A 13,762-nucleotide genomic window follows, 5' to 3' on the forward strand; every position below is an offset into this window, starting at 1 on the left:
GCTGAGCGGGCGTGAGACCCGGAGCCGAAGGGTCCTTCCGGTCGCCGTACCCATCAGGGACGGCGGCCACCATGCAGTCCGGAGCCCCGCGGCACGAGGGCTCCTGTTCCACGTCGCAGGCGTCACACCACCAACAAGCAGGGGGAGAGCCACATGGCCGAGACAGTACATCTGTACCTGAAGGCGAACGGGAAGGACATCAAGGGCGCGAGCACCCAGACGAGCCTCGGTCGCGAGGACTCCATCGAGTGCGTCTACTACGAGCAGGGTGTCGTCACCGCGCGCGAGGCCGGCTCCGGCATCGCCACGGGTCGCCGCCAGTACCAGCCGCTGCTCATCCGGAAGCGCATCGACAAGGCGACGCCGCTCTTGATGAAGGCGCTGACGAACAACGAGGCCATCGACGCCACGTTCAAGTTCTTCCGCCCCAGCCCCACCGGTGACGGCACCACGGAGCAGTTCTACACGGTGACGTTCTCCAAGGGCCGCGTCGCCAGCGTCAAGCAGGTGGTGGAGAACACCATCGTCCCCGCGACGGCGACCAACCCTCCGCTCGAGGAGGTCTCCTTCGTGTTCCACACCATCAGCTGGACGGTCAGCGAGGGTGGCGTGACGCACGAGGATACGTGGGACAAGCAGCAGTAAGGGGAGCCATGGCGCGTGCTCCCTGAAGGGAGCGCGGGCCGGGGCGGCGAGGCAGGAGGGAGCGACGGGATGGGACGCGGGTTGTTGTCGCGAATCGAGGTGGGGACGGGCTCGGCCGAGCGAGAGCAGGACATGACTGACTCCATTGCCCAACACCTGCGCGTGCTGCTCAACGCGCGCAAGGGCGGCTCGGCCACGGTACCGGGCTTTGGAGTCATGGACTTCACCGACCTGGTGCACACCTTCCCCACGGCCATCCAGACGCTCCAGTCGGCCATCCGCGCGACGGTGTTGGAGTTCGAGCCGCGCATCCAGCACGTGAGCGTGCGCCACGTCCCGGACGTGGACCCGCTGCTCTTGCGCTTCGAAATCACCGCGCAGCCCGCGGGCAAGGGCGCGCGGGGGATGCTCCGCTTCCGGACGCAGATGTCGCCGGGAGGCAAGGTCGAGGTCTGGTAAGCGAACCGGTACGGCGGGGGAGTCGCGGTGTTCAGCAAGTACTACCAGAGCGAGCTCACATATCTGCGGGAGATGGGCCGCGCGTTCGGCACCGTCAACCCGGCGCTGGCCGGGCTCCTGGTGGAGCGCGGTGGCGACCCGGACGTGGAGCGGCTCCTGGAGGGGTTCGCGTTCCTGACGGCGCGCGTGCGCGAGCGCATCGACGGCGCGGTGCCGGAGGTGATTCACGGGCTGACGGAGCTGCTCCTGCCGCACTACCTGCGGGTGGTGCCGGCGTGCTCGGTGGTGGAGTTCACGCCCCACGCGCGCCTGTTGCGCGGCCGCTCCCGGATTGCGGCGGGGACGGAGGTGGGCGCCAAGCCCGTGGACGGCACCGTCTGCACCTTCCGCACGACGCGCGCGGTGGACCTGCTGCCGCTGACGCTGACGGAGACGACGCTGGACCAGTCCTCGCCCGCGGCGCCCGTGCTGCGCGCGCAGCTGCAGCTGGTGGAGCAGGGCCGGGCGGAGATCTTCACGGAGGAGGGCCTGTCGCTGTTCCTCCACGCGGAGCTGCCGGTGGCGTCCATGCTGCTGGTGTGGCTCTTGCGCCATTGCAAGGGCGTGGTGCTGCGCAACCCCGCGGGCGGTCCGTCCGTGCGGCTGGGACCGGAGTGCATCCGCGCCACGGGCCTGGAGGCGGGCAACACGCTGTGGCCCTGGCCGGCCACGGTGCCGGAGGGCTACCGGCTCCTGCAGGAGTACTTCACGCTGCCGCAGAAGTTCCTCTTCATCGACGTGAAGGGGCTGCAGGCGGCCAGCGAGCTGACCGGCCAGAAGCTGGAGCTGCTCTTCGAGTTCGAGCGGCCGCCCACGCTGCCCGGGCGCCTGCCCAAGGACGTCTTCCGGCTGCACTGCGCGCCGGTGGTCAACCTCTTCGCCGCGTCCGCGGACCCGGTGCGCACCGGCTCCCTGGGCCACGAGCACCTGGTGCGCGCCTCGGGCGTGGAGCCGGGGCACATGGAGGTGTACTCGGTGGACTCCGTCACGGGGCTGCCGCAGGGCCGCACCGAGCGCCAGCAGTACCGGCCGTACTTCGACTTCGCGCACGCCACGGGCGACGCGTCGCGCTTCTATCGGCTGCACCATGCCCTGTCGCCGCTGGATGACGCGATGGACGTCTCGCTGTCGCTGGGCAGCCCGCGCGACGCGACGCCGTCGCTGGCGGATGAGACGCTGTCCATCGAGCTGACGTGCACCAACCGCTCGCTGCCCTCGCGGCTGCAGGTGGGGGACTTGAGCGTGCCCACCGCGGCGTCGCCCACCACGGCGCGCTTTCGCAACATCGTCGCGGTGACGCGGCCGTCCAGGCCGCCCATGGGCTCGGAGCTGCACTGGCGGCTGCTCTCCCACCTGAGCCTCAACCAGCGCTCGCTGCTGGAGCCCGGCGCGCTGCAGTCGATGCTGGCGCTCTACAACTTCCAGGCGACGGCGGACCAGTCCACCGCGCGCGCCAACGAGCTGCGCGTGGGCGCGCTGCGGGAGGTGAGGGGACAGCCGCTGACGCGCTTCCTCCAGGGCGCCCCCGTGCGAGGCGTGCAGGTGACGGTGGAGCTGGACGAGGCGGGCTTCACGGGCCCGGGGGACGCGTTCCTCTTCGGCTGCGTGCTCGACGAGCTGTTCGCCTCGCACGTGAGCCTCAACTCCTTCAGCGAGCTCGTGCTGCGCCTCCAACCCTCTCGACTGGAGTACCGGTGGCTTCCCCGGAACGGCCGACAGACGATCTGCTGAAGGCCGTCCAGCGCTTGAGCGAACGCCCCGGGCAGTGGGCCTTCAGGCCGCTGGTGGCGCTGCTGGAGCGGCTGACGTCGGAGGCGGTGCCCGTGGGCGGCACGGGGCCCGTCGTGGAGGAGGCCATCCGCTTCCGGCATGACCCGTCGCTCACCTTCAGCGCGGGGGACGTCAGCCGCATCCGCGTCGTGCCCCCGTCGGGCGAGCTGGGTGGCTCCTCGCACGTGGTGGAGGTGATGACCACGTTCCTGGGGCTCACCGGCGCCGTGTCGCCGCTGCCGGACTACATCCCGGAGGAGATTGCCCAGGAGGACCCGGACTCCGCGCGCCGGCGCGACTTCCTGGACCTGTTCCATCACCGGCTGCTGTCGCTCTTGTACCGGGCGCTGTCGCGCTACTCGCTGCAGGCGGAGACGACGCGGGAGGGCAGCGACGTCTGGTCCCAGCGACTGTTGTCGCTGGCGGGGCTGGACACCTACGAGCGGCCGTACCCGGGCGCGCTGTCATCCGCGCAGCTGTTGCGCCTGGCGCCGCTGCTCGCCGCCCGCGCGCGCACGGCGGGCACGCTGGAGCTGGCGCTGACGGACGTGCTGGCGCCCGTGCTGGGCGAGGCGAAGGTGTCGCTGCGTCAGTTCTCCGGCCACTGGGTGGACATCGAGGCGGACAACCGGATGCGGCTGGGGCGGACGAACACGAACCTGAGCCGCACCGCGCTGCTCGGCTCCAGGATGTTCGACCGCTCGGGCAGCTTCGACATCCACATCGCGCCGCTGGAGGGGGACGTCTACCGGCGGCTGATGCCCGAGGGGGACTTGTCCCCGGTGGTGCGCGAGGTGGTGGACCTGGTCGTGAGGGACCCGCTCGACTGCTCGCTGGTGCTGGGCGTGCGCGAGGCGGAGCTGCCGCGCTTCCGCCTGGCGACGCAGTCCCCCTCGCGGCTGGGCCACGACTGCTACCTGGGGCAGCGCCGGAGCGACACGCGCCTGCGCCTGCGCACCGTGCCACTGCCGGCCGCCCCCCGGCGCGCCGCGCCGCCTTCGCCGTCATGACGCCGTCCTTCCGGTGTTCCCACCCGCCGCCAGCCAAACCCCTGGAGCGTAATCATGCGCGTTGAACCCAAGACCCTCGTGCGGCGCCTGACGCCCTCGGCCACGCGGATGCTGGAGGCCGCCGTGTCGCGCGCGAGCACCGCGCGCTGCTACGAAATCATCCCCGAGCACCTCTTGCGCCAGCTCCTGGAGGACGAGGACGGCGAGGCCTCGCGGCTGTTGCGCCACTTCCAGGTGGACCGCGCGAAGGTCATCGGCTCCATCGAGGACGCGCTGCGCGAGCTGCGCACGGGCAACGCGGGCCGGCCCGTGTTCTCCGAGAGCCTGTTCCAGTGGTTCGAGGACGCGTGGCTGGTGGCCTCGCTGGAGCACGGCGCGGCGCGGCTGCGCTCGGGCGCGCTGCTGTGGCAGTGGATCGCCCGCTCCTCGCGCTACTCCGCGGAGTCCTACCCGGCGCTGGACGCCATCTCCGTGGAGGCGCTCAAGAAGGTCTTCGACGAGGTGGTGGGCGGCTCGAAGGAGGCGGCGGAGGTGGGCAGCGCGGCCTCGGCGGCGCCCGCGGCGGGAGGGGGCCGGGGCGAGGAGGCGCTCACGCGCTTCACCAACTCCTTCACGCAGAAGGCGCGCGACGGGAAGATCGACCCCATCTTCGGCAGGGACCGGGAGATTCGTCAGGTCATCGACGTGCTGGCGCGGCGGCGCAAGAACAACCCCATCATCGTGGGCGAGCCGGGCGTGGGGAAGACAGCGCTGGTGGAGGGGCTGGCGCGCGCCATCGTCGCGGGCGACGTGCCGGAGTCCATGCGCAACCTGGAGGTGCTCGGGTTGGACCTGGGCGCGCTGCAGGCGGGCGCGGGGGTGCGCGGTGAGTTCGAGAACCGGCTCAAGGCGGTCATCTCCGAGGTGAAGGGCTCGCCCAAGCCCATCATCCTGTTCATCGACGAGGCGCACACGCTCATCGGCGCGGGCGGCCAGCAGGGCGGCGGCGACGCGGCGAACCTGCTCAAGCCCGAGCTGGCGCGCGGCGAGCTGCGCACCATCGCGGCCACCACGTGGGCCGAGTACAAGAAGTACTTCGAGAAGGACGCCGCGCTGGAGCGGCGCTTCCAGCCCATCAAGGTGGACGAGCCGTCGGAGGCGGACGCGGTGCTGATGCTGCGTGGCCTGACGCCCACGTATGCGCAGTCCCACGGCATCACCATCCGCGACGAGGCGGTGGTGGCCGCGGTGGAGCTGTCCCACCGCTACATCTCCGGGCGGCAGCTGCCGGACAAGGCGGTGGACCTGCTCGACACGGCGGCGGCGCGCGTGAAGATTGAGCAGAGCGCCCGGCCGGACGAGCTGGTGGAGGCGCAGTCGCGCCTGGCGGCGCTGGAGCGCGAGCTGGGCGTGCGCGAGCGGGAGCGCGCCGCGGGGCACGTGTCGAAGGACGAGGACGAGGGCCCGACGCTGGAGGAGAAGCTCTCCGCCACGCGCGACCAGGTGGCCACGGTGAAGGCCCGCTGGGAGCAGGAGCGGGCGGCGGTGGACGAGGTGAAGAAGGCCCGCGCGGCGCTGGAGGCGGCGGAGCCCGACGCGGACACCGCCAAGCTGAAGGCGGACGTGGCCCAGGCGCGCGCGAAGCTGGAGACGCTGCAGGGCGAGTCTCCGCTGATCCACGTGGAGGTGGACCCGGACGTGGTGGCGCGCGTGGTGGCGGGGTGGACGGGGGTGCCGGTGGGCAAGCTGCGCAGCAGCTCCGTGGGGGCGGTGCTCTCGCTGGAGGAGACGCTGCGCTCGCGGGTGCGCGGGCAGGACGCGGCGCTGCGCGCGGTGGCGGAGACGCTGCGCATGTCGCACGCGGGCATCCGCAACCCCAACACGCCCATCGGCGTGCTGCTCTTCGTGGGGCCCAGCGGCGTGGGCAAGACGGAGACGGCGCTGGCGCTGGCGGACTCGCTCTACGGCGGAGACCGCTTCCTCACCACCATCAACATGTCGGAGTTCCAGGAGAAGCACACCGTGTCGCGGCTCATCGGCTCGCCGCCCGGCTACGTGGGCTACGGCGAGGGCGGCGTGCTGACGGAGGCGGTGCGCCAGCGGCCCTACTCCGTCGTCCTGCTGGACGAGTGCGAGAAGGCGGACCTGGAGGTGATGAACCTCTTCTACCAGGTGTTCGACAAGGGCATGTTGTCCGACGGCGAGGGGCGGCTCATCGACTTCCGCAACACGGTGGTCATCCTCACCAGCAACCTGGCCACGGACGCGCTGATGCAGCTGTACTCGGGCCCGGAGGCGCCGAGCACGGACACGGTCAGCGAGACCATCCGCCCCATCCTCAGCCGGCACTTCAAGCCGGCGCTCCTGGCGCGCATGTCGGTGGTGCCGTTCCTGCCGATCGCCAAGGACGTGCTCAAGCAGATCGCCGAGATGAAACTTTCGGCCCTGGCGGACCGGCTGCACACGTCGCACCGGGTCAAGACGGAGTTCGCCCCGGAGGTGTACGAGGAGTTCGCCCGGCGCTGCCAGGACAACGACTCGGGGGCTCGCAACGTGGACCACGTGCTGCGTGCCTCGTTGATGCCCCGGCTGTCGTTGGAGGTCCTGGAGAGGCTCGCCGCGGGAGGCGTCCCGAGCCGCCTGAGGGTCGGCCTGGGGGCGGGGGGCGACTGGGACCTCGCATTCTCAGACAGCTGATAGTCGGGTGGTGCATCTCGGACCTGGGGGAGGGATGATGCCTCCCGCCGGGCCGTGACGAACTGTCGCGAGGTACACCCCCCGGGGGGGCTTCCCCCCACCGCTTCGGGATAGGAGTGAGCCGTGCTGCCCCTCGTCATCCGAATCAAGGACCTGGAGACGCAGCCGCCGAAGGAGCGGCAGTATGTCTTCACGCACTCGCCCGTGCGCATCGGTCGCAACCAGCTCAACGACATCTCCATCCCCAAGTCGTTCGTGTCGTTGTTCCATGCGCTGGTCCGGTTCAACCAGAAGTCCATCCACGTGGTGGACCTGGGCTCGACGAACGGGCTGAGCATCGACGGGCGGCGCATCGACAAGAACGTCCCGGTGCGGGTGGGCGAGGAGACGCGCGTCACCATCGGCACCATCGAGATGCGCCTGTCGCGGGAGGCCGCGGCGTCGGCGGGGGATGGGCAGTCGCGCATGACGCAGTTCCGCGCGCTGGCCACGCTGCAGGGCCCCGATGACGGGACGCCCATGAGCTTCAAGCCGACGCCGGTGCAGGGGCGCGAGCAGGTGGTGGCCACCGCCATGCTGCCGGCCCTGAGCGACGCGGCGATCTCGCAGTCCCGCCGTCAGGAGGAGGTGAGCCCTCGCACGCTGCTGGTGCCGGCGCTCGACGAGGAGCTGGAGGGACAGGACCCGGGGCAGCGCACCATCATCTCCGGCATCCCCATTCCGGACCCCGAGCCTCCGACGGCGCCCGCGGGCCGCCGCGCGCCGACGAGCAACAGCGTGCGCGTGGTGGCGCCGCCGCCGCCCGCCGCGTCCTCGAACGGCTTGCAGAGCTCCATCCAGCAGCTGGTGCCGCTCTACAACGCGTACCGCAACGCGTGGCAGACGCTGCACGAGTCCATGGTCCGTCAGGCGGGGACGCTGCCGGAGGCGGACCGGGCGTCGCTCGTCGCGCAGCTGCAGCGGCGGCTGCCCGGGGTGGCGCATGAGCCGCAGTTCGGCCAGTTCGCGCGCTCGTTGGGGGTGGCGCTGCCGCAGTCGTCCGGGGGCAACTCCCAGGTGACGCCGGTGCCCGCGGCGCCGGGGGGCGGCAACCGGCTGGATGTGATGGCGCGGGAGTTGTTGGGTCAGTTCGTGCGCTCGTACCTGCCGGGGAGCAAGGGATTGGAGTCGGGGGCGGACATCGACCGCTTCCTGGACCGGTTGGCGGATGTGCTGGAGACGTTCGGCCGCGCGTTCGTGGAGCTGCGGCAGGGGCATGACCAGTTCGGCCAGGAGATGGCGGTGATGCTGGCGCGGGACGTGACGCCGCTCTCCAAGAGTCGCAACACGCGCGAGGTGTTGCGCTACCTGTTGGACTGGAAGGCGCCGGACAGCGCGGAGCGGGTGCAGGAGCTGATGGGCGGGTTCGTGGATGTGATGATCCACCAGATTGCCTTGCTCAACGGCATGCGCGAGGGCGTGAAGGACCTGCTCCAGCGCTTGTTGCCGGGCGAGCTGGAGGAGGGCAAGGGCGGCTCGTTCTTCTCGCGGCTGTGGCCGTTCCAGGCGTCGCGCAAGCTCAAGCGGCTGGAGGAGCGGCTCAGGACGCTGATGGAGGAGGAGCGCGAGCTGAGCGCGGTGTTGTTCGGTCCGGAGTTCGCGAAGGCGTACCACGCCATCGTGGGTGACGCGGCGAACAAGAGTGGTGATGGGGAGGTCTCAGTGGTGTCCAAGCGCCGGGCTCGGGAGTCATCAGGGACATGAGGAAGACACAGTCGTTGGTGTTGGGGTGCGCGTTGGCGTTGGCGGGGTGCAAGAGCACCGCGCCGGTGCGCGCGGCGCCGGCGGTGGCGGCGTTGTGTTTCTCGGAGCGGCCCACGGGGGTGCATGCGCTGTCGCCAGACCAGTGGCGGGCGGAGGTGCTCTATCCGTTGCTGCTGAGTGGTTACGACACGCGGACGTGGCAGGTGGCGACGCCGGTGACGGACTGCATGGGGACGCCGGTGCTCTGGCAGGACCCGGCGCCGGGGGAGTGCGTGGAGGCGGGCTCCACGGCGGCGATGTTGCCTCCGACGACGCTGACGGCGGGGGACGTGGTGGTGAGCGAGATCCGGCCGGAGCTGCGGCTGGTGTGGGCGGTGGCGCGTCACTTCGCGGATGGAGAGGGGCTGGGCCCGGTGGCGTTGGTGGAGTCGACGCCGCGAGGGTTGGCGGTGCGGGCGTTGGGGGTGCTGCGCTCGAGGACGAAGAACGCGAGGTTGCGGTTGGAGCGGATGGGGGGCGTGGACCTGCTGGTGGCGGAGGGGGAGCGGTGCGCGGGGCCGATGGGGACGGCGTGCCAGCGCGCGGTGCGGGTGTTGTTGCAGCGGGGCAACCGCTTCATCAACGAGCCGGTGTTGACGGCGGAGGGGGCGTGCGCGAGCCCGGCGCTCTTCCAGCTGAACCGGACGGCGTCGCGCTCGCTGCCGAGCCGGTGGCTGCGTCGCTACGACTACACGGCGGCGCTGAGCTTCGCGGCGGACGCCATCCGGTTGCAGGAGCAGATGGTGGTCAACGACATGGACCCCAAGCAGCCCAGCATCCCGCCAAGGCAGTTCCGCAAGGCGCAGATCGACCGGAGCGTGAAGCTGTCCTCGGGACGCCTGGTCGTCGACGACTCGTCCTTGTGGGGCCGGCTGCTGGAGGACGGCGCGACCGAGTCGACGAAGTAGACGTCTTGGAGGGCCCCGGTGACGAGGCCCTCCTCAGGGCTACGCTGCCCCCGCCGTGGCGAGCAGGGCCCTCAGGTGCGTGAGGTACGCCGAGGACAGCTTTTCGAGCGTGCCCCTCGCATGGAGGTTCTCGCTGTAGGCCCACGCGAGGTGGAAGGTGCCCTCGGAGACGTAGGCCGTGATGTCCAGGACGCGCGAGCGCGGGCCAGCCGGTGCCCGCTCGGGCCCGACGGACTCCGACGCGGGCCGCAGCGGTGCGTTGCCCGAGCGCACCAGGTCGAAGTGGCCCAGGTAGTTGAAGCACACCTCGGTCCTCGGCAGCCGCGCGAGCTGCTCTCGCACCGCCGTGTCCCGGCTCAGGTAGCGCAACACCCCGAAGCCCACGCCGCGGTTGGGCACCGCCTGGAGCTGCTCCTTCACCGCCTGGAGCAGCGCGCTCGCGGAGGCTCCCGCGGGCTCCTCCACCACCACGGGGCTCAGCGCCGTGAACCAACCCACGGCGCGTGACAGCTCCACGCCCTCCAGAATCGACTCGCGGCCGTGGTTGTCCAGCTCGAGCAGATGCGCCGCGCGGCCCGTCCACTCCGTCAGCGCACGCACCAGCGCCGCGAGCAACACGTGGTCCACGTTGACGCCGTGCACGTCGCGCATCCGGTGCAGCAACACGCGCGTCTCCTCCTGCGCCAGCGCACCCTCCACCAGTCGTGTCGAGCCCTCGAGGTTCCGCCCCTCCGGGAAGTCCCGGGGAATCGGCGCCACCCGGCCGTAGACCTCCGAGGTCCACGTGGGCAGCTCCCGCCGCGCCTTGTCCGACTGCGCGTACTCCGACAGCTTCCGCGCCCACGCCTGATACGACGTGCTCTTGGGCGGAAGCTGGAGCGCCTTCCCGGCGCCGAGCTGCTCCCACAGCGTCTGCAGGTCCTCCATCAACACCCGCCACGAAATCCCATCCGTGGCCAGGTGGTGGACGATGAGCAGCAACCGCCCAGGCTCCTCGCGCCCCCAGTCGAAGAAGGCCACCCGCATGAGCGGCCCCGCGGACAGGTCCAGGCTCTTCTGGAGCGAGGTCGACAGCCGTTCCTGCTCCTGGACCCGCTGGCTCGCGGACAGCGCGCTCAAGTCGTGGTGGCTGAACGGCACCGGCACGTCGGGTCCGGCGTAGGACTGCTCCCACCCCGCGGAGCCCTGCACGAAGCGCAGGCGCAGCGAGTCGTGGTGCCGCATCAGCTTGCGCACCGCCTCCTCCATCTGCGCGGGCGACAGCCGCTGGTGCACCTCGAACAGGAACGCCTGGTTCCAGTGGTGCCGCTCCGTCGGGTACAGCTCGAAGAAGCGATTCTGGATGGGTGTGAGCGGCAAGGTCCCGGACACCGTCTGCTCGTCAGCGGCCTCTTCGGGGCTGCGCACGCGCGCGGCGAGCTCCGCGAGGCTCTGGCACTCCAGGATGTCCAGCGGCGTGAGCTGCAACCCGGCCTGGATGGCCTTGGCGACGACCATGATGCTCAGGATGGAGTCGCCCCCCAGCTTGAAGAAGTTGTCCGCCGGGCTCACGTGCTCCACGCGCAGCACCTGCTTCCAGATGTCCGCCAGGAGCAGCTCCGTTGGCGACTGGGGCGCCTGCGCCTCCTCCGGCTTCGGAGCGCTGGGGCTCACGGGCTCGGGCAGCGCCTTGCGGTCCACCTTGCCGTTGGGCGTGAGGGGCAGCGCCTCCAGCACCATGAAGACCGCCGGCACCATGTACTCCGGCATCTGCTGGGCGAGCCGCTCGCGCAGCGGCTCGGTCGCGAGCGTCTGGCCCGGGTGCGAGACGAGATACGCGACGAGCCGCTTCGTGCCCACGTCGTCCTCGCGCGCGAGCACCACCGCGTCACGCACCTCGGGCTGCTGGCAGAGGATGGCTTCGATCTCCCCCAGCTCGATGCGGAAGCCGCGAATCTTCACCTGATGGTCGATGCGGCCGAGGAACTCGAGCGCTCCATCCGGGAGCCGCCGCACCACGTCTCCCGTCCGGTAGACGCGCTCCTCACCGAACCTCACGAAGCGCTCGGCGGTGAGCTCGGGCCGTCCCAGATAGCCGCGCGTCACACCCGGTCCACCGATGAACAGCTCCCCCGGCACACCGACGGGAACGTGCTGCCGGTGGGCATCGAGGACGTGCGTGGTGGTGTCCCCGATGGGGAAGCCGAGCGGCACGGTGGGCGCGGGCTTCGAGGCCAGTCGCGGTGGCACCGCCCAGGTCAACACACCGATGGTCGTCTCGGTGGGACCGTAGTGGTTGATGACCCGGCACTCCGGAGCCAGGGTCTGCACCCGCTCCATCAGCTCCCATCGCGACGCCTCGCCGCCCAGGACGAGCCGCTGTCCCGGCAGGACGTGCTCGGGACGGGACGCGGTGAGCAGCGCCGTCAGGTGCGAGGGGACGATCTTCAGGCAGTCGATGCTCCGCGAGTGCATGTACTCGGCCATGGCCTCGGGGTTCGAGGCTCGCTCGTCGGAGATGATGTGGAGCGCTCCGCCCGTGGCGAGCGCCGGGAAGACCATGGTGTTCCCCAGGTCGGCGGCGAACGTGGACACCGTGGCGTAGCGAAGCCCTGGAGGCACGTCGAGGACGCGGGCGATGCCCGACAGGTAGTGGCTCAGGTTGCCGTGCGTGATGCCCACGCCCTTGGGCCGACCCGTGGAGCCGGACGTGTAGATGACATAGACGAGGTGCCGCGGCTCGACGGTGAGCGGCGGATTCTCGCGAGGCCGTCCTTCAAGCTCCTTCCATTGTGAGTCGACGCAGAAGACGTGCGCCTCACCGGGAGGAATCGACGCGCGGAGGGACTCCTGCGTGAGCACCACGGGCAGGCGCTGGTCCGACATCATGAACGCGAGTCGTTCCCGCGGGAGCCCCGGGTCCATCGGCAGGTACGCGCCGCCGGCCTTGAGGATGGCGAGCAGGCCTACGAGCAGGTCGAGCGAGCGCTCCAGGTACAGGCCCACCACGCGGTCCGGTCCCACGCCGAGCGATTGCAGCTGCGCGGCGAGCTGGTTCGCGCGCTCGTTGAGCTGTCGATAGGTGAGGGACCGGTCCTCGGAGACCAGCGCCGTGGCGTCCGGTGTGGCGGCGGCCTGTTGCTCGAACCGCGCGTGGAAGCACGTCGCGGGCGACTCCAGCGCGGGGGCCGTGTTCCACCGGACGAGCTGCCGCTGCTCCTCCGGCGTCAGCATGGACACGGAGTTGATGGGCACATCCGGGTTGGCCGCGATGTTCTCCAACAGCTGGCCCAGGTGGCCGAGCATCCGGCGGATGGTCTCCGGCTTGAAGAGGTCCGTGCTGTACGCGAAGGAGGTCTGCAGACCCTCGGCGGCCTCGCTCATGAAGAGGTGGAGGTCGAACTTGGTGTAGTTCCACTCCGTCTCGAGCATCGACACGTCGAGCCCCGCCATCTTCAGGTGGCCATAGGGGCTGTCCTGCAGGTTGAAGCGGACCTGGAAGAGCGGCGAGTAGCGAGGGTCTCTCGGAACCTGGAGCGCCTCGACGACCTGCTCGAACGGGACATCCTGGTGCGCATAGGCACCCAGGGACACCTCACGCACGCGACGCAGCAGCTCGCGGAACGTGGGCTCGCCGGACAGGCGCGTGCGCATCACCAGCGAGTTGACGAAGAAGCCGATGAGGCCCTCCAGCTCCGCGCGGTGGCGATTCGCGATGGCCGTGCCGACGCTGATGTCGTCCTGCCCCGAGTAGCGTGAGAGCAGGAGCTGGAAGCCCGCGAGCAGCGTCATGAAGAGGGTGGTGCCCTCCTTCCGACTGAGACGCACGAGCGATTCGAGGAGCGCGGGCGGCAGCGTGATGCTCTCGACGGCGCCACGGAAGGACTGGGAGGGAGGACGCGGGAAGTCCGTCGGCAGCGGGAGGAAGGACGGCGCGCCCGTGAGCTGCTCCTTCCAGTACCCGAGCTGAGCATCGAGCCGTTCACCGTTCAGCCACTGGTGCTGCCACACGGCGAAGTCGGCGTACTGGATGGCCATCGGCGCGAGGGGCGAGGGCTCGTCACGGGTGAGCGCGGTGTAGAGCGCGCTCAGCTCGCGGAAGAGCACCTCCAGGGACCAGCCATCCGAGACGATGTGGTGCATCGTCAGCAGCAACACGTAGCGCTGAGGCGCGGTCCGCAGCAGCGTCGCGCGGATGACAGGGCCTTGGGCGAGGTTGAAGGGGCGCTGAGCTTCTTCCACCGCCAGCGCACGCGCCGTCTCATCCGCGTTCGGCTGGGTGGAGAGGTCGAACAGGGCCAGGTGCAGGGACTGCGACGGCGCGATGAGCTGGAAGGGTTGGCCGTCGTGGAGGGCGAAGGAGGTGCGGAGGGACTCGTGACGCGCCATGAGGGCGTCGAGAGCGCGCTGGAGGGCGGGGAGGGAGAGCTCGCCGGAGAGGTGGATGGCGAGAGGGACGTTGTAGGCGGCGCTGCCAGGCTGGAGCTGGTCGAT

The 13,762-nt window shown here is 70.5% G+C and carries 8 protein-coding genes; 7 read left to right on the forward strand and 1 reads right to left on the reverse strand.

Translation table 11 applies throughout. From position 1 onward, the window contains the following. The first annotated feature begins 153 nt into the window (after window positions 1–153). From tssD to K8625_RS44015, 7 genes are all read left to right on the forward strand, one after another. Window positions 154–645 (forward strand): type VI secretion system tube protein TssD, encoded by a 492-nt coding sequence (tssD, locus tag K8625_RS39175; protein ID WP_046714479.1) that lies wholly within the window; start codon window positions 154–156, stop codon window positions 643–645. Between the two features lie 69 nt (window positions 646–714). After that, window positions 715–1,104, forward strand: coding sequence for a type VI secretion system baseplate subunit TssE (tssE, locus tag K8625_RS39180; RefSeq protein WP_141326401.1), 390 nt, complete (start codon window positions 715–717; stop codon window positions 1,102–1,104). A gap of 27 nt (window positions 1,105–1,131) precedes the next feature. Next, window positions 1,132–2,874: a type VI secretion system baseplate subunit TssF gene (tssF, locus tag K8625_RS39185; RefSeq protein WP_223785580.1), complete on the forward strand. Its 1,743-nt coding sequence runs from the start codon at window positions 1,132–1,134 to the stop codon at window positions 2,872–2,874. 14 nt (window positions 2,875–2,888) lie between these two features. Next, complete coding sequence (gene tssG / locus K8625_RS39190) at window positions 2,889–3,923, forward strand: type VI secretion system baseplate subunit TssG (RefSeq protein ID WP_223747572.1); 1,035 nt, start codon at window positions 2,889–2,891, stop codon at window positions 3,921–3,923. A 54-nt stretch (window positions 3,924–3,977) separates the two neighbouring features. Beyond that, a complete protein-coding gene (gene tssH / locus K8625_RS39195; protein WP_223785581.1) occupies window positions 3,978–6,599 on the forward strand; it encodes a type VI secretion system ATPase TssH in 2,622 nt (873 codons plus the stop codon). A 123-nt stretch (window positions 6,600–6,722) separates the two neighbouring features. Beyond that, complete coding sequence (locus tag K8625_RS39200; RefSeq protein WP_141326409.1) at window positions 6,723–8,342, forward strand: FHA domain-containing protein; 1,620 nt, start codon at window positions 6,723–6,725, stop codon at window positions 8,340–8,342. Next, window positions 8,339–9,289 (forward strand): hypothetical protein, encoded by a 951-nt coding sequence (locus tag K8625_RS44015; protein ID WP_223747574.1) that lies wholly within the window; start codon window positions 8,339–8,341, stop codon window positions 9,287–9,289. The genes K8625_RS39200 and K8625_RS44015 overlap by 4 nt, the downstream gene beginning before the upstream one ends. Before the next feature lie 39 nt (window positions 9,290–9,328). Here K8625_RS44015 and K8625_RS39215 read toward each other — a convergent pair whose 3' ends face one another. Continuing rightward, window positions 9,329–13,762 carry a non-ribosomal peptide synthetase gene (locus tag K8625_RS39215; protein ID WP_223785582.1) on the reverse strand — a complete coding sequence of 1,478 codons (4,434 nt, stop codon included), beginning with the start codon at window positions 13,760–13,762 and terminating at the stop codon, window positions 9,329–9,331.

The sequence above is a fragment of the Myxococcus sp. AS-1-15 genome, from assembly GCF_020037055.1.
In the GTDB taxonomy this organism is placed as follows: Bacteria; Myxococcota; Myxococcia; order Myxococcales; family Myxococcaceae; genus Myxococcus; species Myxococcus fulvus.